The sequence below is a fragment of the Streptomyces sp. NPDC006197 genome, assembly GCF_040613865.1.
GTDB lineage: Bacteria > Actinomycetota > Actinomycetes > Streptomycetales > Streptomycetaceae > Streptomyces.
This window is the reverse complement of record NZ_JBEXSZ010000059.1, coordinates 20,033-45,072: the sequence shown is the minus strand read 5'-3', so window position 1 is coordinate 45,072 and position 25,040 is coordinate 20,033. Positions and strand designations below refer to the sequence as shown.

Below are 25,040 nucleotides of genomic sequence, written 5' to 3'. Positions count from 1 at the left end.
CGACCACGGTGTAGCCGGTGCGCTCGTGCCGGATCCCGTCGATCGTGATGCGGTACGCGGCGGGCTTCCAGGCGAGGACCGCCCGGAGGCCGCCGGCGTAGTAGGAGGCCGCGCCGCGCAGCAGGCGGGAGGCGTTGGCGTGGCGGTTGGCCACCGCGTCGACACCCGCGTACACGCTGCCGAGGACGTGGGTCCCCGGGTGCCGGGCGGACTTCACCTCGATGGTGTCGACGGCCCGCGGTTCGCCGTCGAGCAGCACCTCGGCGAGGCCCGGGGCGTCGGTGGGAAGCCCCAGAGCGCGCGCGAAGTCGTTGCCGCGGCCGGCGGGGACCAGGCCGAAGACCGTGTCCGTGCCGCTGAGCGCGCCGCCGACGGTGCCAGCCATGCCGTCACCGCCGACGGCCAGCACGACGTGCCCCTTCGCTCCGGCGTCCCTGGCGAGTTCCTGTGCGTGTTCGAGACTGCGGCTGTAGACGGTGTCGAGCCGCGCCCCCGCCTCCCGCAGCAGCCGGGCCAGCGGGAGCAGGCTCGCCGTGCCGCTGGAACCCCCTGCGGTGGGGTTGACGACGGCGGTGAACTGTCGCATGGATCTGGCCTCCGGGCGGCAGAAGAAGGAATTCGGGAGGGAGGGGCTCAACGGGGATCAGCGGGCGGGGATCAGCGGACGGGGATCAGGACCCCGGGGCTGAGCACGCCGGACGGATCGATCTCGGCTTTGACGGCCTGGAGCATGCGGACGCCGAGGGGGCCGATCTCCCGGGCGTACCAGTCGCGGTGGTCGGTGCCGACGCCGTGGTGGTGGCTGATGGTGCCGCCCGCCGCCAGGATCGCGTCGTTCGCCGCCCGCTTCACCGGCGCCCAGTGCGCGACGGCGTCCTCGCCCTGCGCGGAGACGACGGTGAAGTACAGCGAGGCGCCGTTCTCGTAGGTGTGCGAGATGTGGCACATGACGAGCGGCGGGGTGCCGGCCTCGGTGAGGGTGTTGGTCAGCGCGTCGCGTACCGCCGCGTAGAGGCCGGGGATCGCGGACCAGAAGGCGGCCGTCTCCAGCGTCTCGGCGAACGCGCCGGCGTCGAGCAGCGCGTCGCGCAGGTAGGGCGCGTCGTAGCGGCCGTGCTCCCACTTGTCGCCGGGCTCCTCGCCGAGGAACTCGCCGTCGCAGGCGAGGAGGACCTCACGCGCGGCGGCGCGGCGGGCGGCCGTGTCGGCTTCGGTGCCCTCGAAGCCGACGATGGCCGTGCAGCCGGGGTTCTGCGGGAGTTCGGTGGTGCCGATGGCATCCGGCTGTGCCAGTCCGATGAAGGTCTCGGTCTCGTCCGACAGCCGCAGCACCGTGGGTCGCGGGCCGTCCTGGGCGAGCCGGCGCAGTGCCTCCGTGCCGGCCTCGAAGGAGGTGAAGCGCCAGCCCTCGTAGATCCGCTTCTGCGGCAGCGGACGGACGCGTACGGTCACCGACGTGATCACGCCGAGGGCGCCTTCGGAGCCGAGGATCAGCTGGCGCAGGTCGGGACCGGCGGCGGAGCGCGGGGCGCGGCCGCTCCACAGGGTGCCCTCGGGGGTGGCGACCGTCAGGCCGACGACCATCTCGTCGAAGCGGCCGTAGCCGGCCGAGGCCTGGCCGCTGGAGCGGGCCGCGGCGAATCCGCCGATGGACGCCCATTCGAAGGACTGCGGGAAGTGGCCGAGCGTCCAGCCGCGCTCGTTGAGCAGCGCCTCGCACTGCGGGCCGCGCAGGCCGGGCTGCAGGGTCGCGGTGCGCGACACCTCGTCGACGGCGAGGAGCTGGTCGAGCCGGCCGAGGTCCAGGGCCACGAAGGGCCGCTTCGTGGTGGGCGCGAGGCCGCCGACGACGGAGGTGCCGCCGCCGAACGGAACGGCGGACAGGCCGTGGTCCGCGCAGGCGCGCAGGACGGCGAGGACCTCGTCGTGACCGGCGGGGAGCACGACGGCGGCCGGGATGTCGTCGACCTCGCCGGCACGGATGCGCAGGAGGTCGGGGGTCGACTTGCCCCGGGTGTGGCGGATGCGGCTCTCGGCGTCGTCCCGCAGGCCGTCGGGTGCGGCGACGGCGGCGCGCAGCGCTCCCCTCGCCTCGTCGGTCAGTGCCGGGGCGGGCACGTCGATGTCGGCGAGGACGGACGGGCCGCTCTCGCGCGGCGTGACGCCGAGCAGGTCCCGCAGCAGGCCGGTCACCGAGTCGGGCAGGGGCGCCGCCTTGGCCGGGTCGCCCCAGCCGCTCCACAACATGTCCACTTCGAGAGGTTCCTCACGGTCTGTTTCACGGACGGCGCTGCCGCTCGGCCCGCACTGGCATTACACTGTGACAGATGACGCCCATTCGTCACAACCATGCGGACGCAGATCCCGTACTCGACGCGGCACGCGACTGCGTGCTCGCCGTCGGCGTACGGCGAACCACCCTCACCGACGTCGCCCGGCGGGCCGGCGTGTCCCGGATGACGCTGTACCGGCGCTGGCCCGACGTGCGGACCCTCGTCGGCGACCTGATGACCCGTGAATGGATCGCCGCCGCCGCCGACGCCATGCCGCCCGCCGACGACGACCGGCCCGAACGGGCCCGAATCGTCGAGGGGTTGGTGGCGGGAGTCGCCGCGTTCCGGTCGCATCCGCTGTTCCGGAAGATCCTCGACGTCGACCCCGAGCTGCTGCTGCCGTACGTCCTCGACCGGCGGGGCGCCAGCCAGGACGCCCTCCTCGGGCTCCTCGTCACCGCGCTGGACGAAGGGCACGAGGACGGTTCCGTACGCCGCGTCCACACCGACCTGCAAGCCCGGTCCCTGCTGCTCGTCGTCCAGTCCTTCACGCTCTCGCTGCGCACCATGGCCGACGAGGACGATCCCGAACTGAGCGAAGCCGCCTTCCTCGAAGAGCTGCGCACCCTCCTTGAGAGGACCCTCACGCCATGAGCCCCACCAACCCCACGAGCAGCACCGCCCTGCCCGGTTCCTCGCTCGACGCCGAGCGGCGCCGACGCGAACTGGACCGGCTCGCCGACGGCGACATCGTCGACGTACTCGTCGTCGGGCTCGGCGCCACCGGAGCCGGAGCCGCGCTCGACGCCGCCACCCGCGGACTCCGCGTCGCCGCGATCGACGCCCACGACCTGGCGTTCGGCACCTCCCGCTGGAGCTCCAAGCTGATCCACGGCGGACTGCGCTACCTCGCGTCCGGGCAGCTCGACGTCGCCCACGAGAGCGCCGTCGAGCGCGGCATCCTCATGGAACGCACCGCCCCCCACCTCGTCCGCGCCCATCCCTTCGTGCTCCCCCTCACCCCGCTCGTCAGCCGCGGCCAGGCCGCCCTCGCCCGCGCCGGATTCGTCGCGGGCGACCTGCTGCGCGTCGGTGCCCGCACCTCGCGCCGCACGCTGCCGCAGCCGCGCACGCTGTCCGCCGTCGAGACCCGCCACCTCGCCCCGGCCCTGCGCCCCGTCGGCCTGCGCGGCGGACTGCTCTCCTGGGACGGACAGCTCTCCGACGACGCACGCCTGGTGACCGCGATCGCCCGCACCGCGGCCGCCTACGGCGCCCGCGTCCTCACCCGCACCCGGGCCCTGGAACTCCACGGCGACGGCGCGCTGGTGCGCGACGAGACCACCGGCCAGGAGCTCCGCGTCCGCGCCCGCACCGTCGTCAACGCGGCCGGGGTCTGGGCGGGCGGCCTCGTCGACGACGTACGTCTCCGCCCCTCGCGCGGCACCCACCTCGTCCTGCGGTCGGAAACCCTCGGCCGGCTCTCCGCCGGACTGCACATCCCGATCCCCGGCGAGACGAACCGCTTCGTCCTGGTCCTGCCCCAGGGCGACGGGCGCGTGTACGTCGGCCTCACCGACGAGCCCGTCGACGGCGACGTCCCCGACGTGCCGGAGGTCCCCGAGACCGACATCGGCTTCCTCCTCGACGTCCTCGGCTCCGCCCTCGACGTCACCGTCCACCGCTCCGACGTGGTGGGGGCCTTCGCCGGACTGCGGCCCCTGCTCGACGCCCAGGGCCCGGAGGGCCGCACCGCGGACATCTCGCGCAAGCACGCCGTGCTCACCTCGCCCGACGGCATCGTCACCGTCGTCGGCGGCAAGCTGACCACCTACCGCCGCATGGCCCAGGACGCCGTCGACGCGGCCGTCGCCGTCCGCGGCCTGGCCGCCGGCGCGTGCCGCACCGCGTCCGTCCCCCTCGTCGGCGCGGCCGGCCCCGGGACCCTCGCCGGTCTCGACGTCCCGCCCCGCCTCGTACGGCGCTACGGCTCCGAAGCCCCGGCCGTCCACGCCCTCGGTCTCGAAGACCCCGCCCTGGCCGGGCCCGTCGTGCCCGGCCACCCCGTCACGGGCGCCGAACTGGTGTGGGCGGTCCGCCACGAAGGCGCCCTCGACGCCTCCGACCTCCTCGACCGCCGCACCCGCATCGGCGTGGTCCCGGAGGACCGCGCCCTCGCCGAAGAAGCGGCCCGGGACGCCCTCGCCCGTACGGCCCGGGCACGGTGAACGGGCACAGTGCCCCTGCCGGCATCCGGCAGGGGCACCGTCGTCCTCCCGGCAGGTGAGGTCGCGTCGGCCCGGTCCGGACGGAGAGCCGCGCCCGCACCCCGCATGCCGCCGTACGGCCGGGCCGGTAGCCTTCGCCCTGCCCGCGGTCATACGCGTCCCCGTGGGCACGCGCTTGCTCGTGTTCGCCGTCCTGTCGGTCCTCGGGACAAGCGGCCTCCGGTCACCGGTGGCTGTGTTCCAGCGGGGGAACTCCTCTTCGGCGGCGTGCGGACGGGGCGGGAATGGCCCCTTCGGAGCAACATCGGGCCCGGATGGCGGTCTTCCCGGGGACTCCACGTGCCGGCGGACGATCGCGCGCCTAGCGTGTTGGTCGCACGGAAGTGACGCGCAGCCAGGCGTGCCGTGGGACCGGGAGGGCTCCCGACGCGCGGGCGTCGGCACGGGCAGTGGCGGCGACCATCCCGACCACCGGTGCGTGCCTTCCTCATCACCCACACCCTCCGGGAGTTCGGCATGTCCCGTATCACCATCAACGGCGTGACGGTGGACCCGCTGGCCCAGGCCGATGAGCTGGTCGCCGCCTCGCTGGTGTCGGAGGACGCCACCGCGTCCAACTACGTGCTCATCCAGACCACCCACCCGCCCACGACCGAGGAGAAGGAAGAACTCACGGCACTCGGGGTGGTGATCCAGGAATACGTTCCGGACGACACCTATCTGTGCGGCTTCCGGTCCAGGGACCTGGACGCGGTGCGCGCCCTGCCCTTCGTGGCCTGGGCGGACGTGTACTTCAAGGGCTTCAAGATCACCCAATCGCTCCGGTCGAACCGCCTGCGCCCGGGGATCGCCGTGCTGGCCGATCCCCTGGAGGCGGTGGGTTCCCGGCCCCGGACCGTCGACGTCGTGCTGCACGAGGACGTCGAGGTGAACACGGACGGACTACGGGACCGGATCGCGGCGGCGGCCGGCGTCAGCCCCGGCGACGTACGTCCCGAGGGCGACAAGGTGCGCATGACGGTCCGCCAGGAGGACCTGGAGGCGCTGGCCGCGCTCGATGAGGTGAAGGAGATCGAGGAGGTCCCCGAGAGGGTGCTGTACAACACCGTCGCGGGAAACCTCATGCACGCCCATGTGTCCCTCAACGGCACGAAGTTCCGGGGCGAAGGCCAGATCGTGTGTGTCGCCGACACCGGGTTCGACAAGGGGTCCACCACCAATGTGCACCCCGCCTTCACCGGCCGGGTCAAGCGTCTGGTCGCCCTCGGCCGTACGAGCCCCGCGAGGGCGGACGACCCCGACGGGCACGGCACGCACGTGGCGGGCTCGGTTCTCGGCGACGGCACGTCGGCGTCGATGGGCGGCCCCGTCACCGGCACGGCCCCCGAGGCGAGACTGGTCCTCCAGTCCGTGCTGGCCGACGACGGCTCGCTGTCCGGCATCCCCCCGAACCTGCGTGACCTTTTCGAGCCGCCCTTCCTGGAGGACGGGGTGCGGATCCACACGAACTCGTGGGGTCCGATCACCCCGGCCCTTCCGTACAACCAGAGCGCGCGCGAGGTCGATCGGTTCGTCTGGGACAACAAGGACTTCGTCATCTGCTTCGCCGCGGGCAACGACGGCACGGACCACGACGGTGACGGCCGGATCAACCTGAGGGCCGTCAGCGGGGAGACCGGCGCCAAGAACGTCATCACCGTCGGCGCCAGCGAGGGCGACCGCCCCCAGATCCCCCACACCTACGACGACCTGAGGCCGTCCTCGTACCCCGCCCCGCCGATCCGCGGCGACAGGATGGCGGACAACCCCGCCGGGATGGCGGCCTTCAGCAGCCGCGGCCCCACTCAGGAAGGCCGGATCAAGCCCGACGTCGTCGCTCCCGGCACGGCGATCCTTTCGACGCGCTCGCGCCTCGCGCCCGACAACGCTCGCTTCGGCGTCTCCACGGACCCCGCGTTCATGTTCGAGAGCGGCACCAGCATGGCCACCCCGCTGGTCGCCGGCTGTGTGGCGGTACTGCGCGAGACGCTGGTGAAGAACGGCACGCCCAAGCCCAGCGCGGCGCTCATCAAGGCCATGCTGATCAACGGCGCCGACGAGCTGAAGGGTCAGTACGTCCCCAGCGAAACGGGCTCCTCCCCCAACAACAACTCCGGCTTCGGCATCGTCAACCTCCAGCAGGCCGTCGTCCTGCCGACCGACGCCGGCCGGGCGGGTTTCACCGACGCCAAGGAGCTGGACCAGGGAGAAGAGCGTACGTTTCTCATCGCGGTCCCGGAAGGGGCGACCCGCCTGAAGGTCACCCTCGTCTGGACGGACCCCCCTGGCAAGGCCCTGCAGAACGACCTCGACCTGATCGTCCGAGCGGGCGGCCAGGAGCGCCACGGCAACATGGGCACGGATCCCGGGTTCGACCGTGTCAACAACGTCGAGCAGGTCGACTGGCGGAACATCCCGGCCGGGGAGGCCGAGGTCGTCGTCAGCGCCTTCCGGATCACCCAGTTCGCCCAGCCGTATGCCGTCGCCTGGCGAATTCTCTGACCGGTACGGCCACGAGGACGAGCACGCCCCCGCCCCGCAGCCCCGTGCACCGTCGCGCCGGCGGGGCGGGCCGGGTTTCCCGGCCGCCGCGGCGACGTGCTCACCCCGTGCCGCCCGGCCGACGGTGCGTCACTTCGCCAGGAAGGCGAGGAGGGCGGCGTTGACCTCCTCCGCGTGGGTCCACAGCAGGCCGTGCGGGGCGCCCTCGATCTCGACGTAGTCGGCGGAGGGGAGCGCCTTGTGGAAGGGGCGCGCGGTGCCCTCGGCGGGCAGGATGCGGTCGGCCGTGCCGTGCAGGATGAGGGCGGGCACGTCGACGGCCGGGATGTCGGCCCGGAAGTCGGTGTACCAGGTCGCGGGCGCGGCGGAAGCGGCGAAGGAGCCGCCGCCGGCCGCGGTGTTCCAGCTGTTGCGGACCGCTTCCTCGCTGATCCGGGTGCCCAGGTTCTCGTCGAGGTTGTAGAAGTCCTCGAAGAAGGCGGTGTAGTAGGCGTAGCGGTCGGCCCTGACCGCGGCGACGACGCCGTCGAAGAACTCCTTCGGGGCCACGCCGTCCGGGTTGTCGTCGGTCTTGAGCAGGCAGGGTTCCAGCGAGGCCAGGAAGGCGACCTTGGCGACGCGGGCGGAGCCGTACGTGGACACGTAGCGGGCGACCTCGCCGGTGCCCATGGAGAAGCCGACGAGGACGGCGTCGTTCAGGTCGAGGGTCTCCATCACGGTGTTCAGGTCGGCCGCGAAGGTGTCGTAGTCGTAGCCGGTCGTCGGCTGGGAGGACTGCCCGAATCCGCGGCGGTCGTACGTGATCACACGGTGGCCGGCGTCGAGCAGCGCGGCGGTCTGCCGCTCCCAGGAGTGGCCGTCGAGCGGGAAGCCGTGGATGAGGACGACCGGCTGCCCGGTGCCGTGGTCCTCGTAGTAGAGGTCGACGGCGGTGGTGTTCTCCTGGCCCACGGTGATGTAGGGCATGGGTTGTCTCCTTGAGGCGAAGTGGCTGGTCCGCGCCCTGGTCCGGCACGGAACGCCGTCACGCTACGGGCCCGTCGGCGCCGCCTGTTGTCGCATCACGCACGGCGTCTTGCCCGTGAGCGCAGTGTTCCGCTCCCGCCGTTCCTGCCTGTGGTTCTGCCTGGAGACAGGCACGGCCCGCTGCTTGGCTGTTCGGTGCGGGCGGGAACCCGGGCCTCGCCGAAGCGGTCCGGTCACGCTCCGGCGAGGTCGTCGCCCGTGCGACGAGCCGTCCGGCCCCGCCGTACACGGGCCGCCGCCTTCCGGGGAGGTGCGGCGTCCCGTTCCCGACCGTCGCAGCCCCGGAGTCACTTCCCCTGAGCGGAGAGCACTTTGAGCTTGGTGTTGTCGACCGCCTCCGTGCCGGACCAGGACAAGGTCGCGTACTGGAACGACGCGGTCAGCAGGACGCTGGTGCCGATGACGGTCGTCCCTCGGGGCGACGGGCCGTTCGACGGCCGGATCGCCACCGACCGTCTCGGCTATCTCCAGGTCTGCACCATGGAGGCCGACGCGGAGCGGGTCAGCCGCACGCCGGCGCTGATCGCCAGGTCGTCCGAGGCGCTCGTGGCGGTCGGTGTCCAGATGTCCGGCACGGCCACCTTCGTCCAGGACGGCAGGCGGGCCGAGGTGGGGGAGGGCGACCTGGTGGTGTACGACACGACCCGGCCGTACTCCTTCGACTACCCGCGGCGGTTCGCCACGCACGTCTTTCAGCTTCCGCGCCGCACGCTGGGCGTGTCGGACGACGACATCCGGCAGGTCACCGGCAGCGCCATCGGCACCGGGGACGGTGTCGGCGCGATGCTGCTCCCGTTCCTGGCCGCCCTGGCCTCCTCCACCGCCGACGGCTACCCGCCGGCCGTCGCGAACCGGTTGGCCGGCAACGTCGTCGACCTGTTCTCCACCCTGATCGCGGAACGGGCCCACCGGGGCGGCACGGACACGGACGCCCGGAGCCATCTGATGCTGCGCGTCCTCGACCACATCAACCGGAACCTGGGCGACCCGGATCTGTCTCCGGAGCACATCGCCAGGGAGCACAGGATCTCCGTCCGGTACCTGCACCGGCTGTTCGAGGGCGAGGGGACCACTGTCGGTCAGTTCGTCCGGCGACGGCGCCTGGAGGAGTGCAGGCGCGAACTGGCCCGCCGCGGCAGGACGGCCCCCACCGTGTCCGCCGTGGCCCAGAGGTGGGGATTCGTCAACCCCGCGCATTTCAGCCGGTCCTTCCGCGCCGCCTACGGTGTCTCCCCCCGCGAATGGCGCGACCTGCGCACGGCCCGGGACGGCCCCGGGCGGTCCTCGGCGGTCGTCCCGGCGCCCGGAACCGCCCCCGAGAACGCCGCCGACGTCCGCGACACCGCCCGACAGGGGGCTGACCTCCCGCCGTCCAGGGGGTAAGGTCCCCGCTCGGAGCCGCGCCGGGTGCCCTGTGCCGCGGGCGGTGCCCCAGGCCCGACAGTCGCCGCATCGCGTTCCGCCGCTCGACCGGGGACCCGGTGCACCGACCCACTCTTTCGCTTCAGGCCCACTCGGCAGGAGACCGTGCGTGACCGACTTCGCCCCCTCGTCCGCTCGGCGCCCGGTCCTGGACCATCCCACCCGGGCGTTCGTGGCCCGGCACACCTGTCCGCCGCCGACGCACGACCCGGACCTGGCACAGGCACGTCTTGCCCTTGCGCGTCTCCAGGGAGAGGACGCCCCCGACCCTCTCGACGTGGAAGCCACTTCCACGGAGTGGTTCGCAGTGCCGGGAGGGCCGACCGGCCACGTCCGGGTGCAGGTGGTCAGGCCCGCCGACAGCGTCGGCGAGATCCCCGTCGTGCTCTTCCTGCACGGGCTGGGCTGGACCCTGGGCGACGCCGGCACCCATCGGCGTCTGGTGCGCGCGTTCGCCCTCGGCACGGACGCGGCCGTGGTCTTCGTCGAGTACGAGCGCGTCCCCGAGGCGCGGTATCCGGTCGCCGTCGAGCAGTGCTACGCGGTTGCGCGGTGGATCTGCGAGCGCGGCGGCGAGATCGGCCTGGACGGAAGCCGGATGGCCGCCGTGGGCGAGTCGGCGGGTGGCAATCTCGTGGCGGCCCTGACCCTGCTCGCCAAGGAGCGCGGAGGGGTGCGGCTGCTGCAACAGGTGCTGCTCTGCCCGGTCACCGACGCCGGGTGCGACACCCCCTCGTACCGGGAATTCGCCGCCGGGTACTTCCTCGGCGGCGAGACCATGCGCTGGTTCTGGGACCAGTACCTGCCCGACGTACGGCAGCGGCGCCAGGCCACCGCGTCACCGCTGAGGGCGTCCCTGGAGCAGCTCACCGGACTCCCCCCGGCGCTGGTGGTCACCAGCGAGGCCGATGTGGTGCGCGACGAGGGTGAGGCGTACGCGACGAAGCTCCGGGCGGCCGGCGTACCGGTGGTCTCCCTGCGCTATCAGGGGACGATCCACGGCTTCATGGTGCTCGATCCGCTCCGCGACACGGACTCCGCCCGCGCCGCCCTCGTCCAGACCCTCGACACCGTGCACGTCGCCCTGCACCGGCACCGTGGTTGATCCCCCGGCCCCGCGGCAGGGGCTCCTCACTCGGCAGGGAACGTGTCCAGCAGCCTCTGTGCGGCCTCCAGCTCCTTGTCGTCCGCCGCGTCGCCGAGGGCGAGGGCCTGGCGCAGGCAGTAGCGGGCCTCCTCGGTTTCGCCCAGTTCGATCAGGGCCTCTCCCAGGTGCAGCAGTTGTTCGGCCTCCCTGTGGGACACGCCGATGCGACTCGACTGGATCCGGGCGTTGCGATAGTGGTCGGCCGCCTCCCGCCACCGCCCCAGTGCGGCACAGTCGAGACCGAGCGCCTGGATCGTGTGGGCGCGGAAGACGTCGGCGACGAACCCGCTCACCGGGCAGTCGGGCGCGTCGAGGAAGGCGATGACGCGCTCGTGCTCGGCCAGGGATTCCTCGGGACGGCCGAGCAGACGCAGGGAGGTTCCGTAGAGGCGCACGGCCTGGGGCCAGACCTCGTAGTGGCCGGCGTCTTCCGACAGGTCGACGGCGGCGAGAGCTCTCTCCGAAGCCGCCTGGGCATCGCCGAGTTGCCGGTGCGCGCTCGCCGCGTGCACCAGCGCCGAGGCCTGCTGGTGCACGTCCTGTGCGCGCCGGGCGTGCTCCAGGGCTTCGTCGGCCCGTTCGATGGCCTCGTGGTAGCTCTGTTCGCAGGTGTTCAGCGCCCAGGAGTGGCAGTTGAGGTGGAAGGCCCGCATGTACGGGTCGTCAAGGGCGGCAGCGGCCTCGCTCGCCAAGCGGAAGACCTCGGGCCAGTGTCCCCAGTGGACCCACAGGTCACAGAACCACTCCATGGCACGAGCGGTCTCCACGACCTGGGTGTGCTCACCCCTGTGGGCGGCGCCGCGCAGCGCGGCGAGCCAGGACGGGGCTTCGCTCTGGAGCCAGGCCCGGGCCTCGTCGGCGCTCCCCAGCGGAACCAGGCCGCGCCAGGAGGAGGGCGGCGCCCCGTACCCGGGTTGGTACCAGCGGCCGGCGACCGCGGCCGTCTCCAGCAGCCAGGCGCGCAGCCGGTCGTCGGCCGCCTCCCGCTCGTGGGCTTCCTCCTCGCGGGACAGACGGACGCGGGAGAACAGCCGCAGTAGGTCGTGCAGTTGGTAGCGACCGGTGAAGGTGGGCTGCAGCAGGCCGGCCTCGACCAGCTCCTCCATCACGTCCTCGGCCTCGAAGACGTCGGTCGCGGTCAGAGCGGCGCCGTAGGCGGCGGTCATGTCCGGGCCCGGCACCAGACTCAGCAGCCGCAGCATCCGCGCGGCCTGGCCGGTCAACTGACGGTAGGACAGCTCGAAGGCCGCCTCCACCCGCACGTCGCCGGCGGCGAGCGCGCCCAGTCGGCGTTCCTCGTCGGCCAGGCGCCGGACCAGGTGGTCGACGGTCCATCCGGAACGGACCGTCAGCCAGTTCGCCGCCACCCGCAGGGCCAACGGCAGTCGCCCGCACAGCTCCGCCACCCGTGCCACGGCCCCGGCTTCCGCGTCCGCCCGCTCCTCGCCCAGGATCCGGCGCAGCAGATCGACCGCCTCGTCCTGCGTCATCTCCGACAGCGCCAGGCGGTGGACCTCCTCCAGGCCGGTCAGGGGCCGCCGGCTGGTGACCAGCACCAGGCTGCGCCCGCCCGCGGGCAGCAGCGCGCGGACCTGCTGCTCGTCGCGGGCGTTGTCCAGGACCACCAGGCACCGGCGGTCGCCCAGCAGCGTCCTCAGCAGTCCCGCGCGGCCCTGCTGGTCCTCGTGCGCCAGCCGGCGGTCCGGCACGCCCAGGGCTTTCAGCAGCCTCAGCAGCGCCTCGCCCGTCTCCACGGGGCCGTCCACTCCGTGAAGATCCACCACGAAGTGCCCGTCGGGGAACCCCTCCGCCAGGTCCGCCGCCGCCTTCAGCGCCAGCGTCGTCTTCCCGCACCCCGGAGGACCCGAGACGACCCATGTCGAGACCCTCTGGCCGGCCGATGCCCGTTCCGCGGCCTCCCGGAGCAGCGCCATCTCCGGTTCCCGGCCCGTGAAGTCCCCCACCGATCGCGGCGGCACGACCGTCCCCGTCACCGCGACCGCGCACGTCGGACGCGCCGCGCGAGCCGTGGCCAGCAGCGCCTCCCGCTCCGCGTCCACGAGCCCCAGACCGTCCGCCAGCGCCATCGCGGTGCGCCGTTGCGGAACCCGGCTGCGTCCCCGTTCCATGTCGCCGATGGCCCGGACGCTCACGCCCGACGCCTCGGCCAGCTCCTCCCGCGTCAGACGGCCCCGCTGCCGCAGACCGAGCAGAACGGCCCCGAACGGCTTCTCCCCGTACACCACTCCTCTTTCCTCCCCGCCCCAGGAAAGAATACGGTGTGTCAGTCCAGCGAACTCGCAGGTCACGGCACCAAGCACGGTGCCGGGCCCACCCCGAGGGGTGGGCCCGGCACGGCCTCCGAGACGCGCTCGCGGGTCAGTGGGCGGTGGTGCGGACCGCTTCCTGGATCAGCGCGGCCACGGCCTCGGGCCGGGCCAGCATGACGAGGTGCGAGGAGTCGACCTCGACGGTGGTCATGCCGGCCCGCTGGTAGCCGTAGCGCTCCACGTCGGGGTTGATGGTCCGGTCGGAGGTGGCGACCAGCCCCCACGAGGGCTTGGTCTTCCATGCCGCGACCGGTGCTGCCTCGGCGAAGGCCCTTGCCGCCAGCGGCCGTTGGGAGACAGCGAGTACGGCGGCGAGCTCAGGGGCGATGTCCGCTGCGAAGAGGGCGGGAAACTTCTCGGCCTCCACCGAGACGTCGGTACCGGGCTCGGCGGGCCCCGCTCCGGGGAACGGCGTGTACACGAGCGCGTCGGCGAGACCCGAGTCGGGGAAGCGCCCCTGCAGCTCGCCCAGGCTCTCGCCTTCCTCCAAGGCGTATCCGGCCAGGTAGACCAGGGCACGGACGTTGTCCTCCGTACCGGCGAGGGTGATGACGGCGCCGCCGTAGGAGTGCCCCACGAGGATCACGGGGCCGTCGATGGCGCGTATCACCGAGGCGATGTACGCGGCGTCGTCGACGAGGCCGCGGTTGGGCACCGCCGGAGCGACCGCCTTCAGGCCGGCGGCGGTCAGTTCGGGGATGACGCGGGCGTAGCTGGAGGCGTCGGCGAAGGCTCCGTGGACCAGGACGACGGTGGGGCTGACGGGTCGGGGCATGCGGGAACTCCTGGGTGTGTGGGTCGGGGGTCGGAAATCGGGTCGGTGCGGCGGGGGGGTTCAGAGCGTGCGGCGCACACCTGCCTGGCGCTCCAGGTCGCGGAGCTGGACCGCCAGGTCGCCCTCCACGGCGGCGTGGGCGGGGCCGCTGCGGCCGAGGGGCAGGACCTCCTCGCTGCGCATGTCCTCCAGCATCAGCGCGAACGCGGCGTACATCGCGACGAGCGCCACCACGAGTCCGAGAGCCCCGGACGTGCGCGTGAGCCCTTCGGCGCCGGTGAGACCCGACAGGCCGGCGGCGGCCCAGCGGGGCAGGGAGACCGCCAGGACGAGCCACAGCGCGCGCTTGGGGCGGGTCACGGCGGTCATCAGTGCCCCGAAGGCGAGGAGCGCCAGGTTGAAGACGCCCAGCACGCGCGGGCCGTCGGCCGCTCCGTCGAGCACGACGAGGGCGTAGGCCAGCCAGCTGCCGGCGAAGACGGCCATGAGCGTCGCCGCGATCACGTCACGGGCGCCGAAGGCCAGGACGCTGACCAGCAGTTGCAGGGCGAAGGCGGGCAGTACGCAGAGGGCGACGGCGCTGCGGGCCCCGGCCTCGAAGAGTCCGAGCTGTGCGCATCCCGTCATCGCGGAGGCGATCGCCACGGTGAAGAAGCCGAGCGGCATGGGTGAGGCGATGGGGCGGAGGTTGATCCGGGTCATCGACCGGAGGTCCGGTTCGAAGCGGCGCCCAGGGGCGGCGTCCGGCCGGCCGGCCGGTCCGGTGCCCGCGTCGGCGTCGGGGGCGGGATCAGTACTCATCGTGGGGGTCTCTCGTTCAGGGCGCGAAGCAGGGGTCGAGGAACGGCGGAGGCGTCTCGGGAGTGGAGCCCCGGGTGACGCGCCACCGGCGGTGCAGCTCGGATTCGGCGACGGCCTCGGCCACTTGCGCCGCCTGGCGGGCACCGCTCCGGTGGCCGCCGAAGCGGGCCACGGGGCTCCATTCCGGACGGACCGGCGGGAGGGCCTCGTCGAGTCCCTCGTACTCCGCGCCCGCGTAGACGATGCGGCCGCCGACGACGGTCAGCACGGACTCGATGTCGGGGATGACGTCGTCGGGCACGGTCAGGAAGTCCTCGGAGAGGATCGCGAGGTCGCCGTACCAGCCCTCCCGCAGGCTTCCCTTGACGTCCTGCTCGCCGGTGAGCCGGGCTCCGCCGAGCGTGTAGAGACCGAGGGCGGTCTCCCGGGCGATCAGCTCCTCGGCCGGGCGGAGCGCGGTGCCGCCGATGGTGCGCCCGGTCACCAGCCAGTGGAGTGCGACCCAGGGGTTGTACGAGGAGACGCGGGTGGCGTCGGTTCCGGCGGCGACGGTCAGGCCGCGGTCGAGCATGGCCCGGATCGGCGGGGCGTGGGCGGCGGCCTCGGCTCCGTAGCGGTCGCGGAAGGCGGTGCCCTGGAAGGACATGCGGTTCTGGACGGACAGGGCGCCGCCCAGGGCCGCAATCCGGTCCAGGCTGTCGGTCGAGACGGTCTCGGCGTGGTCGAAGAGCCAGCGGTTGCCGCCGGGGAAGAGTCCCTCCGCCGCGAGCTTCTCGAAGACGGCCAGGTCGCGGCGGATCGTCTCGTCGTAGGTCGCGTGGAGCCGGAATCCCCAGCCGTTCTCCATCAGGAGCCGCACCGCCTGCTCGAACTCGGCCTCGTACCCGTCGGCGAGCTCGGGCCGGGGTTCGGAGAAGTTCTCGAAGTCGGCGGCGGCCCAGGTCAGGTTCTCGCCCGCGCCGTTCAGCCGGAGCCACTCGTCCCCGTCCCCGGGCTTCACCGTCTCCGTCCAGCGCTTCAGGTCGGCGAGCTCCTGGCCGGCCGTCTGCGGGAACAGGTGGTAGGCGATCCGCAGCGACAGCTCCCCCGACCTGGCGAGGTCGACGACCGTCGCGTAGTCGTCGGGGAAGTTCTGGAACCCGCCCGCGGCGTCGACCGCGGAGGTCAGACCGAAGCGGTTGAGCTCACGCAGGAAGTGACGGGTCGACGTCCGCTTGTCGTCCTCGTCCAGCGGCGGCGCCTTGGCCAGGGTCGAGTAGAGGATGAGGGCGCTGGGCGCCGCGAGGAGGACGCCGTTGGGTTCACCGTCCCTTCCCCGCACGATCTGTCCGCCCCGTGGGTCGGGGGTCTCGCGCGTGAACCCGGCGGCTCGTACGGCGGCCCGGTTCATCAGAGCCGACTGGTAGAGGTGGAGGAGGAAGACGGGGGTCTCGGGGGCGGCGGCGTTCAGCTCGGCGACCGTCGGCATCCGGCGCTCGGCGAACTGTTCGGCGGTCCAGCCTCCGACGACCCGGATCCACTGCCCCTTGGGGGTGCGTCCGGCCTGCTCCCGCAGCATGGCGAGGGCGTGGCGGAGGCTTCGTACGCCGTCCCAGCGCAGCTCCAGCACGTAGTTCAGGCCGCCTCTGATGACGTGCAGGTGCGCGTCGTTCAGACCGGGGACGACCCGGCGGCCGAGCGCGTCGACGACCTTGGTCTCCGGTCCGACGAGGGGGGCGAGGCCGTGGTCGTCGCCGAGGGCCGCGATCCGGCCGTCGCGGATCGCGACGGCCCTGGCCTCGGGGCGGGCGGGGTCACCCGTGAACACCTTCGCGTTGCGGACGAGGAGGTCGGCGTGCGCCGGATCCCGTCGCGGGGCGGGGACGAGGCCCGCCACCGGCATGCTCGTGGACGTGCTCGTCGACGGCCTGGTCATGCCAGGGCCTTGCGCAGGGTGTCGGCCGCGAGGCCGATGGCCAGTTCCGCGCCCCGCGTCTCGCGCAGCGCGTTCAGCATGACGAAGTCGTGGATGGTCCCCTGGACGCGCAGAGCGGTGACGGGGACCCCGGCGGCACGGAGCCTGTCCGCGTACGCCTCGCCCTCGTCGCGCAGGACGTCCGCCTCGGCGGTGATCACCAGGGCCGGTGGCAGCCCGGTGAGCTGCTCGGTGGTGGCGCGCAACGGGGAGGCGGTGATCTGGGCGCGTTCGGCCTCCTCGGTCGTGTACTGGTCCCAGAACCACTTCATGGCGTCACGGCGCAGGAAGTAGCCCTCGGCGAAGAGGTCGTACGACTCGGTGTCGAAGCGCGCGTCGGTCACGGGGTAGAACAGGACCTGGTGGGTGAGGCGGACGTCGCCGCGCTGCTTGGCCATGAGGGTGAGGGCGGCCGTCATGTTGCCGCCGACCGAGTCGCCCGCGGCGGCGATGCGGGTGCCGTCGAGGTCCTTGTGGTGCCCCTCGCGGGCGATCCACTGGGCGACGGAGTAGTTCTGTTCGATGGCGACGGGGTACCGGGCCTCGGGCGAGAGGTCGTACTCGGGGAAGACGACCGCCGCCCGCGCGCCGACGGCAAGCTCGCGGACGAGCCGGTCGTGGGTGTGGGCGTTGCCGAAGACCCAGCCGGCGCCGTGGAGGTAGAGGATGACGGGCAGCGGGCCGGTGGCGCCGCGCGGGCGGACGATCCGGGCGCGCACGTCGCCGGTCGGACCGCCGTGGACGGTGACCCATTCCTCGTCGACGGCGGGCAGCGGGACGTCTCCACCGCTCTGGACGTCGTCCACGGCCTTGCGGCCGTCCACCACGGGGATCTGGTACAGGAACGGCGGCTGGGCGGTGGCGTCGGCGAAGGCCCGGGCGGCGGGTTCGAGGATCGGCGGGTGGGGCATGAGGGGTTCTCCTTCGTGGGTCCTGCGGGGGGGGTGCGGGTGAGTGGGGGCGCCTCAGAGGCCGTAGGCCTCGAGGAGGCGCAGCCAGACCTCGCTGACGGTCGGGAAGGCGGGGACGGCGTGCCACAGCCGTTCGAGCGGCACCTCTCCGACGATGGCGACGGTTGCGGTGTGGATGAGTTCGGTGGCCATCGGGCCGGTGAGGGTGCAGCCCACGACCACGCCGCGGCCCTCGTCGACGACGAGCTTGGCGTGGCCGCGGTAGCCGTCCGCGTGCAGCGCGGCGCCTGCGACGTCGTCGATCCGGTACTCCACGGCGCGCACGGTCATGCCCGCCTCGCGTGCGGCCCGCTCCGTGAGCCCGACGCTCGCGACCTCGGGGCGGGTGAAGACGGCCTGCGGCACGACGGGGCGGTCGGTGCCGGTGCTCCGGGCGTGTCGGGCGCCGGGGTCCGAGGGGCGGCCCGCGGCGCGTCCGGCGATGGCCGCGGCGCAGGTCCGTGCCTGGTGCTTGGCCATGTGGGTCAGCGGCGCCAGGCCGTTCACGTCGCCGACGGCATAGAGCCAGTCGCCGTCGACGGCGGTGACCCGGCAGGTGCCGTCGACCGGGATGCGTCCGTCGGCCGGCAGTCCGACGGTCTCCAGGCCGAGGTCGGCTGTGCGTGGGCGTCGGCCGACGGCGGCCAGGACCTCGTCGCAGACGAGCGTCGCACCGTCGTCGGTCTCCACGGTGACGGCGCGGGTGGCCTCGTCCCGGCCGACCCGGGTGGCCGTGACCCCGAAGCGGACCGTCACGCCCAGGCCGGTCAGCCCCCGGGCGACCTCTTCGCCGGCACACGGCTCCCAGGCGGTCAGCAGGGCCTGGTCCCGTACGAGCAGGGTGACGGAGGAACCGAGCGAGCTCCAGGCGGTCGCCATCTCGCAGGCCACCACTCCCCCGCCGATGACGACGAGCCGCTCGGGCACCGCGGCAGCGGTCGTGGCCTGGCGGCTGGTCCACGCGCCGATCCGTTCGAGTCCCTCGACCGGAGGCAGCACGGGTTCCGTGCCGGGGCTGAGCACCACCGCGCGCCGGGCCCTCAGGGTGCGGACCGTGCCGTCGGCCCTGGTCACCTCCACCCGGCGCTCGCCGGAGAGCCGTCCCCATCCGCGTACGAGGGAGATGCCGGCGCCGTTCAGCCAGTCGGTCTGGCCGGTGTCGTCGCCTCGACCGGTGAAGCGGTCACGGCGGGCCAGGACGTGTGCGGGGTCGAGCGACGCGGTGACCGCCTGCCGGGCCCCGTCGACCGACCGCGCGTCCGCCAGGGCGGCGCCGGGGCGCAGCAGGGCCTTGCTCGGCACGCACGCGAAGTAGGAGCACTCCCCGCCCACCGCCTCGGCCTCGACGACGACGGCCGTCAGTCCCGACCGGACGGCGCGGTCGGCGACCACCTCGCCGCCCGGCCCGCCGCCGACCACGACGACGTCGTACGTGTCGTCCATCAGCCGCGCACCAGCGGGGTGTCCACGAGGTGCTCGGCCAGGAACCACACCTGGGCCTCGCCGGTGCGGATGACCTCGGAGACGAGCAGGTCGGTGCTTCCCTCGTCGCCCTCGGCGGCGATCCGGGTGGCGGCGTCCCGGGCGTCGACGAGGATCCGCTCGTGGGCGTCGAGGAGCCGCGAGAGCATGACGGGGACCTGCTCGACGCCGTTCGGCGGACGGGGGATCACCGTCAGCTCGGCAACGTGGCGCGGATCTCCGACGGCGACGCCGCCGAGGCTCTGGATCCGCTCGGCCAGCGCGTCGACGATGGCGAGCTGCGCCTCCGCGTGCTTGTCGAGCATGAGGTGAAGCGAGTGGAAGGTGGCCCCGCGCATGAGCCAGTGGTGCTTCTTGTAGAGGGAGTACAGGATCTGCGTGTCGGCGAGTACGCGGTTCAGGCGCTGGCAGGCGTACATGCGGGTGTCGTGGCCGAGGCCGATCGGCAGCTGCTTGAGCGTGCCGAACGCCTGGGTCTCGGCGCCCTTCTGGTGCAGCAGCGGCTGGCCGCCGCCGGGCGCGTGGGGGGTGGTGGATTCGGTGATCGCGGTTTCCATGGAGGCGCTCCTGGTAGGAAGGGGTGAAAGGGCCCGGCCGCTCGGGCGGGGCCTCTCGGGTGGCCGGGCCCGGTCCGTGCGCGGCTCGCGCTCAGCGTCCGCCGGGGGCGGCGGTCCGTGCCGCCGGGGCCGTCCGGTGCAGGACGAGCCGGGCGAGCAGGCCGCTGCCGGTGCCCGCCGCGAGCGCGAGGGCCGCGTACCAGAGCGGGTACGGGGTGAGGCCGAGGGCGGCGTCGAGGGACCAGGCGCCCGGTCCGGTGGCGGCGAGGGCGGCGGCTGTGCCGATGAGGACGAGCGGGTACTCGTAACCGTCGTTCTGCACCCACAGGCCGTTGTGCCACTTCACGGTGAGGGCGACGGTCATGACTCCGACGGCCCCGGTCGCGGCGAGCGGGGTCAGGAACCCGGCCGCGAGCAGCAGGCCGGATCCGATCTGGCCCCCGCCCGCCGCCACGGCGGTGAGTGCTCCGCCCCGGAAGCCGTCGGCGCGGAACTCCTCCGTGCCGCCTTCGAGGCCCTTGCCGCCGAGGTGCCGGCTGACCTTCTGCACGCCGTGGCCCGCGATGAGCAGGCCCACCAGCAGACGCAGGATCAGAATGCCGGTGTCCACGCGGGTCAGCCGGCCGCGTGCGCGCCGATGACGCTCTGCGCGTACACGACCCCGAGGCCGTACGCGCCCGCGTGGGCCTTGACGACCTCCGTCACGGGGCCGTAGGTCTCCTGGCGGGCCCAGTCGCGCTGCAGTTCGAGGAGGACCTGCACCCAGGTCACCGGCACGGCGCCGGCGGCGATCATCCGCTGGAGGGCGTGCTCGTGGGCGGCCGGGGTGACGCCGCCGGAGGCGTCGGCGACGACGTACACCTGGTAGCCCTGCTCCAGGGCGGAGAGCGCGGGCAGCACCAGGCAGACCTCGGTCCACAGGCCCGACAGGATGATCTTCTTGCGGCCGGTCGCCCTGACCGCCGCGACGAGCGCCTCGTCCTCCCAGGCGTTCATGGTCGTACGGTCGATGACCTCGTGCTCGGGGAACACGGCGGCCAGCTGGGGCAGCAGGGGCCCGGAGAACGACTCGGCGGCCACCGTCGTCAGGACCACGGGCACGTCGAAGACCTCCGCCGCCTTGGCGAGCCCCACCGTGCTGTTGATGATCGCGGCCCGGTCGCCGCTCCCGGTGCCGAAGAACATCTGCGGCTGGTGGTCCACGAAGAGCATGACCGAGTTGTCGGGTGTCAGGAGGTCCTTGCTCGGGGCGGCCTGCACCTTGGTGACGTCGAACACGAGGGGTGGGTCCTTTCGAAACGATCGGTGTCTCCGTGCCCGCCGCTTCCGCGGCCCGGCACACCCCGAAGCTACGACCGGTCCGATCGCCCGACTTTTCTCCCCGTGCCCCGGAGTTGGCACGACAGCGCACGATCGTCCGCTGCCGCGCCGGCCGTTCACCGGGCGGACAACTCCTCCAGCCGCTTCCGGGCACCGCTCACGATCTCGGCGTCGGCCGCGTCGCCGATTTCGAGGACCTCCGCGAGGCAGCCACGGGCCTCTTCCACCTCTCCGAGTTCGATCAGTGCCTCACCCGCACCCAGGAGCGCGCTCGCCTGCATGTGGGGCATGCCGATGCTCCGGAACCGGGCCAGCGCGTCGCGATGACGGTCCAGTGCCTCGCTCCACCGGCCCAGAAGGGCGTGGTCGAGGCCGAGCGCGTACGTCGTGTGGGCGCGGACCATGCCTGCCAGGTGCTCGCCGACCTCCCTGTCCGGCGCGTCGAGGAACGCGAGGACCCGCAGGTTCTGCGTGTGCGCCTCTCCGGTACGGCCCAGGGCACGCAGGCAGGACCCCAGGTTGACCATGGCCCCGAGCCAGCCCTCGCGGTCGCCGATTCCCTCGTACAGCTCCACGGAGGCGCGGGCCTTGTCGGCGGCTTCCTGGACTTCGCCCAGCTTCCGGTGCGCCACCGCCGCGTGGGAGAGGGCCGAGGCCTGCTGCGGCACGTCGCCGGCGAGGCGTGCGCAGCCGAGGGCCGTCTCGGCCCGTTCGATGGCCTCCCGGTACCGGTGGTCGCATGCGATGAGGGCCCATGCGTGCATGTTGAGGGTGAAGGCGCGCTTGTCGGGGGCGTCGAGCGCCGCGGCCGCTCGGCCGGCGAGCTCGTAGAGCTCGGACCAGTGACCCCAGAAGACCCACAGGTTGCAGAACCACTCCATGGCGTCGGCCGTCTCCACGACGCGCGCGTGCTCGTTCTTCTGCGCGGCGTCGCGCAGCGCCGCGAGCCAGGCAGGAGCTTCGCTCTGCAGCCAGGTCCGGGCGTCCTCGGCACTCTCCAGAGGGACGAGTCCCTTCCAGGAGGCCGGAGGCGCGCCGTACTTGGGCTTGTACCAGCGGCCGGCCACCACGGCCGTGTCCAGCAACCAGTCGCGCAGCCGGTCGTCCGCCGCCCGCAGTTCGAGGGGCGGCTCCTCGCGGAAGAGGCGACCGCGGGCGAACAGCCTGAGCAGGTCGTGCAGTTGGTACCGACCGCTGAAGGTGGCCTGGAGCAGCCCGGCCTCGACCAGTTCCTCCATCACGTCCTCGGCCTCGAAGAGGCCGACGTCCGCCAGCGCGGCACCGTACGCGGCGGTCATGTCCGGCCCCGGAACCAGGCTCAGCAGGCGCATCATCCGAGCGGCCTCGTCCGTCAGCTCCCGGTAGGACAACTCGAACGCCGCCTCCACCCGTACGTCGTCCACGGTCAGGGCGCTCAACCGCCGTTCCTCGTCGGACAGACGGCGCGCCAGGCGATCGACGGTCCAGGCCGACCTGATCGCCAGCCAGTTGCCGGCCACGCGAAGGGCCAGCGGCAGGCGTCCGCACATCTCCGCCACCCTCGCCACGGCGTCGGGTTCCGCGTCCGCCCGCCCTTCGCCCAGGATCCGGCGGAGCAACTCGACCGCCTCGTCCTGGGTCATCTCCTCCAACGCCAGCCGGTCGACGTCCTCCAGCCCTGTCAGGGGCCGTCGGCTGGTCACCAGGACCAGGCTGCGCCCGCCCGACGGAAGCAACGGGCGCACCTGCCCTTCGTCGCGCGCGTTGTCCAGCACCACGAGACACCGCCGCTCGCCCAGCAGCGCCCGCAGCAGTCCGGCGTGCCCGGCCGCACCCTCCTGGCTCAGCCGGCGGTCCGACACCCCGAGGGCCTTCAGCAGCTTCAGCAGCGCCTCGTCCGGATCCACGGCCCCGTCGACGCCGTGGAGGTCCACCATGAAGCAGCCTTCGGGGAAGTCTTCCGCCAGATCCGAGGCCGTCTGGAGCGCCAGGGTGGTCTTTCCGCATCCCGGCGGGCCCGAGATCACCGCCATCGACACACCGTCACCGGCGCCGGCCCGCTCGGCCATCCCCTTCAGCCGGGCCAGCTGGGGGCCACGCCCGGTGAAGTCCTCCACCGATCGCGGCGGCACCGCCGTGCCCGCGACCGCCACCGCACGCGTGGGACGGCCTGCCCGGCTCGCCGCCAGGAGGCCCTCCCGCTCCGTCACTCCGAGTCCCAGCCCGTCCGCCAGCGCCACCACGGTGCGCCGCTGTGGTGTGCGGCTGCGGCCCCGCTCCATGTCGCCGATGGCACGGACGCTCACACCCGACGCCTCGGACAGCTCCTCCATCGTCAAGCGGGCCCGCTGACGCAGCGCGCGCAGGACCGTCCCGTAGGTTTTCTCTCCGGACATGACTCCCCTGTCTCTTCTCAGGGGCGAGGGTATGTCGTGCGCGGTACGGCCGGACCCGCTCGTAACGGGCGCCCCGGCGGGGCGGGAGGCCCCACGGTGATCGGCCTCCCGAGCCACCACGGCGCAGCACGGCCCTCACCGGCCTTCTCGGGGCTGTCCACGACGTCAGCGGCTCGCGTACGGCAGCAGGGCCATCTCGCGGGCGTTCTTGATCGCGGTGGCGAGCGAGCGCTGTTGCTGGGCGGTCACGCGGGTGACGCGGCGGCTGCGGATCTTGCCCCGGTCGGAGAGGAACCTCCGCAGCAGGTCGGTGTCCTTGTAGTCGACGTACGTGATTCCGGCCGCGTCGAGCGGGTTGGGGCGGGCCTTCACGGGCTTGCGGGGGTCGGGACGTCGTGCCATGTCGCGGTTCCTTCGATTGAGCGTTTCAGTGGGGTCGTACGAGGTCAGGCGGCGTCGAGCAGGGAGTCGAAGGCGGCCGGCAGCTGCTTCCAGGCCTCGCGCCCCGACGCGTACTCCGCGTCCGTCAGGAGGCAGGAGTCGAGGAGCCGTTCGAGCCCGTCGCGGTCGAGGCCGGGCGAGGTGAAGACGAGGTGCTGACAGCAGTCGCCGTGCTCGGGGTGCCAGTCGAGGGCGGCCGCCGCGCGGCGCACGGGCGGGACCATCTCCCAGGCGGCGTCGGGCATCGACGCCAGCCAGGGACCGGCGCTCTCCACGCACAGCGCGCCGCCGGCCGCGTCCCAGGCGAGCAGGGTGTCGGGGCGGTCGGCGAGCCAGAACCGGCCGCGGCTGCGGGCGGCGGCACAGCACAGGTCCTCGAGCGCCTCGTACAGCCGTTCCGGGTGGAAGGGCCGGTGGCGGCGCCAGACGAAGGTGGCGACGCCGGCCTCGTCGGCGTCCTGGGGCAGCAGCGCGCAGGCGGGGTGCTGGGCGGCCGCCGCGGCCTCGACGTCGAAGCCGGCGAAGGCCGCTTCGACGAGTTCGCCGGAACCGGCGGCCACGCGCCGCGCGGTGGGATGGAGCTGTGCGAGGAGGGCGTGGTCCTCGTCGTCGGCCTCGTCGTTGTCGACGAGGGCGAGCACGGGTGCGTACTCCAGTTGACGGGCCCAGGTGTCGCCGACCGTCCGCTGGTCGGCAGGGGCGGCGGCCAGGCCGGCCTCGGCCAGGTCGTCGCCGTTGGCGAGGCAGGGAAGGACGAGGGCGGGATCCACGGCGGTGATCACGTTCGTCAGCGCCAGTCGGTCTCCGCCGTGGTGGGCGATGACCTCCGCCATGGCCTTCGGTTCGACCGAGTCCCACAGCTCGATCACGGCGAGACGGGTCGGACCGCCGTCCGCGAGCCGCTCCAGTTCCGGGACCAGGTCCTCGCGCAACGCGCAGCACGCACAGTCGTTGACCAGGGGCGTCTCGCCGGAGGAGACGGTGCCGGAGGCGTCCCGTACGAGACGGAGCACCGTACCGCCGGGCCCTTTGCCGAGGTCGTGGTGCAGCGCGACGCTGCCCGGAACGGCCCGCAGGAGCCGCTCGACGACCTCCTTCCGCGCTTCGGCGTGCAGCCCCGCGACGATCACGACGGGCAGCCGCTGATCGCCGACCATCAACGGGCTCCGTAGCGGCGCTGGAACTTCTCGACGCGGCCGGCCGTGTCGAGGACGCGCGCCATGCCCGTGTAGAAGGGGTGGCTCGCGGAGGAGATCTCCACGTCGACGACCGGGTAGGTGTTGCCGTCCTCCCACTCGATCGTCTTGTCGCTGGTCATCGTGGAGCGGGTGAGGAAAGCGGTGCCCGAGGCGGAGTCGCGGAAGACGACGGGCTCGTAGGCGGGGTGGATGCCGGGTTTCATGGCAGGACCTTTCGAT

Annotated in this window: 21 protein-coding genes; 5 read left to right on the top strand and 16 right to left on the bottom strand. The window is 73.0% G+C overall.

Annotated features, from left to right (window positions below):
• Both ABZ318_RS19940 and ABZ318_RS19935 read right to left on the bottom strand, forming a co-directional pair.
• Positions 1–586, bottom strand: a 586-nt coding sequence (locus ABZ318_RS19940) for a diacylglycerol kinase family protein (protein WP_356903787.1), incomplete at its 3' end; no start/stop codon positions are given.
• A 71-nt stretch (positions 587–657) separates the two neighbouring features.
• A complete protein-coding gene (locus ABZ318_RS19935) occupies positions 658–2,253 on the bottom strand; it encodes an FAD-binding oxidoreductase (RefSeq protein ID WP_356903786.1) in 1,596 nt (531 codons plus the stop codon).
• Positions 2,254–2,327: 74 nt separating this feature from the next.
• Here ABZ318_RS19935 and ABZ318_RS19930 point away from each other — a divergent pair, with 74 nt between their 5' ends.
• From ABZ318_RS19930 to ABZ318_RS19920, 3 genes are all read left to right on the top strand, one after another.
• Positions 2,328–2,927: a TetR/AcrR family transcriptional regulator gene (locus ABZ318_RS19930; protein ID WP_356903785.1), complete on the top strand. Its 600-nt coding sequence runs from the start codon at positions 2,328–2,330 to the stop codon at positions 2,925–2,927.
• Positions 2,924–4,501, top strand: coding sequence for a glycerol-3-phosphate dehydrogenase/oxidase (locus ABZ318_RS19925; protein WP_356903784.1), 1,578 nt, complete (start codon positions 2,924–2,926; stop codon positions 4,499–4,501). Before ABZ318_RS19930 ends, ABZ318_RS19925 begins: the two co-directional genes overlap by 4 nt.
• A gap of 516 nt (positions 4,502–5,017) precedes the next feature.
• Positions 5,018–7,042: a S8 family serine peptidase gene (locus ABZ318_RS19920; protein ID WP_356903783.1), complete on the top strand. Its 2,025-nt coding sequence runs from the start codon at positions 5,018–5,020 to the stop codon at positions 7,040–7,042.
• Between the two features lie 129 nt (positions 7,043–7,171).
• Here the strand turns inward: ABZ318_RS19920 and ABZ318_RS19915 are convergent, their stop codons facing one another.
• A complete protein-coding gene (locus ABZ318_RS19915; RefSeq protein ID WP_356903782.1) occupies positions 7,172–8,008 on the bottom strand; it encodes an alpha/beta hydrolase in 837 nt (278 codons plus the stop codon).
• A 381-nt stretch (positions 8,009–8,389) separates the two neighbouring features.
• Here ABZ318_RS19915 and ABZ318_RS19910 point away from each other — a divergent pair, with 381 nt between their 5' ends.
• Entirely contained in the window at positions 8,390–9,451 is a 1,062-nt protein-coding gene (locus ABZ318_RS19910) for a helix-turn-helix domain-containing protein (RefSeq protein WP_356903790.1), read from the top strand.
• A gap of 316 nt (positions 9,452–9,767) precedes the next feature.
• Positions 9,768–10,595 carry an alpha/beta hydrolase gene (locus ABZ318_RS19905; protein ID WP_356903781.1) on the top strand — a complete coding sequence of 276 codons (828 nt, stop codon included), beginning with the start codon at positions 9,768–9,770 and terminating at the stop codon, positions 10,593–10,595.
• A gap of 26 nt (positions 10,596–10,621) precedes the next feature.
• Here ABZ318_RS19905 and ABZ318_RS19900 read toward each other — a convergent pair whose 3' ends face one another.
• The 13 genes from ABZ318_RS19900 to ABZ318_RS19840 form a co-directional block, all read right to left on the bottom strand.
• A complete protein-coding gene (locus tag ABZ318_RS19900; RefSeq protein ID WP_356903780.1) occupies positions 10,622–12,883 on the bottom strand; it encodes an NB-ARC domain-containing protein in 2,262 nt (753 codons plus the stop codon).
• A gap of 133 nt (positions 12,884–13,016) precedes the next feature.
• Complete coding sequence (locus ABZ318_RS19895) at positions 13,017–13,742, bottom strand: alpha/beta hydrolase (RefSeq protein ID WP_356903779.1); 726 nt, start codon at positions 13,740–13,742, stop codon at positions 13,017–13,019.
• A gap of 60 nt (positions 13,743–13,802) precedes the next feature.
• Positions 13,803–14,543 carry a GPR1/FUN34/YaaH family transporter gene (locus ABZ318_RS19890; RefSeq protein WP_356903778.1) on the bottom strand — a complete coding sequence of 247 codons (741 nt, stop codon included), beginning with the start codon at positions 14,541–14,543 and terminating at the stop codon, positions 13,803–13,805.
• 16 nt (positions 14,544–14,559) lie between these two features.
• Complete coding sequence (locus ABZ318_RS19885; RefSeq protein WP_356903777.1) at positions 14,560–16,458, bottom strand: amidohydrolase; 1,899 nt, start codon at positions 16,456–16,458, stop codon at positions 14,560–14,562.
• Entirely contained in the window at positions 16,455–17,408 is a 954-nt protein-coding gene (locus ABZ318_RS19880; RefSeq protein ID WP_356903776.1) for an alpha/beta hydrolase, read from the bottom strand. The genes ABZ318_RS19885 and ABZ318_RS19880 overlap by 4 nt, the downstream gene beginning before the upstream one ends.
• 54 nt (positions 17,409–17,462) lie before the next feature.
• Entirely contained in the window at positions 17,463–18,890 is a 1,428-nt protein-coding gene (locus ABZ318_RS19875; RefSeq protein WP_356903775.1) for an NAD(P)/FAD-dependent oxidoreductase, read from the bottom strand.
• Positions 18,890–19,486, bottom strand: coding sequence for a DNA starvation/stationary phase protection protein (locus ABZ318_RS19870; RefSeq protein WP_356903774.1), 597 nt, complete (start codon positions 19,484–19,486; stop codon positions 18,890–18,892). Before ABZ318_RS19870 ends, ABZ318_RS19875 begins: the two co-directional genes overlap by 1 nt.
• Before the next feature lie 91 nt (positions 19,487–19,577).
• The gene (locus ABZ318_RS19865) at positions 19,578–20,096 is read right to left on the bottom strand and encodes a DoxX family protein (protein WP_356903773.1); all 519 of its coding nucleotides are present in this window, start codon (positions 20,094–20,096) and stop codon (positions 19,578–19,580) included.
• Between the two features lie 5 nt (positions 20,097–20,101).
• Positions 20,102–20,764 (bottom strand): hydrolase, encoded by a 663-nt coding sequence (locus tag ABZ318_RS19860; RefSeq protein WP_356903772.1) that lies wholly within the window; start codon positions 20,762–20,764, stop codon positions 20,102–20,104.
• A gap of 158 nt (positions 20,765–20,922) precedes the next feature.
• A complete protein-coding gene (locus tag ABZ318_RS19855) occupies positions 20,923–23,181 on the bottom strand; it encodes a tetratricopeptide repeat protein (RefSeq protein ID WP_356903771.1) in 2,259 nt (752 codons plus the stop codon).
• A 165-nt stretch (positions 23,182–23,346) separates the two neighbouring features.
• Positions 23,347–23,583, bottom strand: a complete 237-nt coding sequence (gene rpsR, locus ABZ318_RS19850; RefSeq protein ID WP_356903770.1) for a 30S ribosomal protein S18 — start codon at positions 23,581–23,583, stop codon at positions 23,347–23,349.
• A gap of 44 nt (positions 23,584–23,627) precedes the next feature.
• Complete coding sequence (locus ABZ318_RS19845; RefSeq protein ID WP_356903769.1) at positions 23,628–24,779, bottom strand: GTP-binding protein; 1,152 nt, start codon at positions 24,777–24,779, stop codon at positions 23,628–23,630.
• Positions 24,779–25,024: a type B 50S ribosomal protein L31 gene (locus ABZ318_RS19840; RefSeq protein WP_356903768.1), complete on the bottom strand. Its 246-nt coding sequence runs from the start codon at positions 25,022–25,024 to the stop codon at positions 24,779–24,781. The genes ABZ318_RS19845 and ABZ318_RS19840 overlap by 1 nt, the downstream gene beginning before the upstream one ends.
• Between the last annotated feature and the right edge of the window lie 16 nt (positions 25,025–25,040).

Coding starts and splice junctions, on each gene's coding strand:
- ABZ318_RS19925 (WP_356903784.1), top strand. CDS start 2,924: ATGAGCCCCACCAACCCCACGAGCAGCACCGCCCTGCCCGGTTCCTCG.
- ABZ318_RS19840 (WP_356903768.1), bottom strand. CDS start 25,024: ATGAAACCCGGCATCCACCCCGCCTACGAGCCCGTCGTCTTCCGCGAC.
- ABZ318_RS19920 (WP_356903783.1), top strand. CDS start 5,018: ATGTCCCGTATCACCATCAACGGCGTGACGGTGGACCCGCTGGCCCAG.
- ABZ318_RS19870 (WP_356903774.1), bottom strand. CDS start 19,486: ATGGAAACCGCGATCACCGAATCCACCACCCCCCACGCGCCCGGCGGC.
- ABZ318_RS19915 (WP_356903782.1), bottom strand. CDS start 8,008: ATGCCCTACATCACCGTGGGCCAGGAGAACACCACCGCCGTCGACCTC.
- ABZ318_RS19885 (WP_356903777.1), bottom strand. CDS start 16,458: ATGACCAGGCCGTCGACGAGCACGTCCACGAGCATGCCGGTGGCGGGC.
- ABZ318_RS19855 (WP_356903771.1), bottom strand. CDS start 23,181: ATGTCCGGAGAGAAAACCTACGGGACGGTCCTGCGCGCGCTGCGTCAG.
- ABZ318_RS19875 (WP_356903775.1), bottom strand. CDS start 18,890: ATGGACGACACGTACGACGTCGTCGTGGTCGGCGGCGGGCCGGGCGGC.
- ABZ318_RS19880 (WP_356903776.1), bottom strand. CDS start 17,408: ATGCCCCACCCGCCGATCCTCGAACCCGCCGCCCGGGCCTTCGCCGAC.
- ABZ318_RS19845 (WP_356903769.1), bottom strand. CDS start 24,779: ATGGTCGGCGATCAGCGGCTGCCCGTCGTGATCGTCGCGGGGCTGCAC.
- rpsR (WP_356903770.1), bottom strand. CDS start 23,583: ATGGCACGACGTCCCGACCCCCGCAAGCCCGTGAAGGCCCGCCCCAAC.
- ABZ318_RS19890 (WP_356903778.1), bottom strand. CDS start 14,543: ATGAGTACTGATCCCGCCCCCGACGCCGACGCGGGCACCGGACCGGCC.
- ABZ318_RS19895 (WP_356903779.1), bottom strand. CDS start 13,742: ATGCCCCGACCCGTCAGCCCCACCGTCGTCCTGGTCCACGGAGCCTTC.
- ABZ318_RS19930 (WP_356903785.1), top strand. CDS start 2,328: ATGACGCCCATTCGTCACAACCATGCGGACGCAGATCCCGTACTCGAC.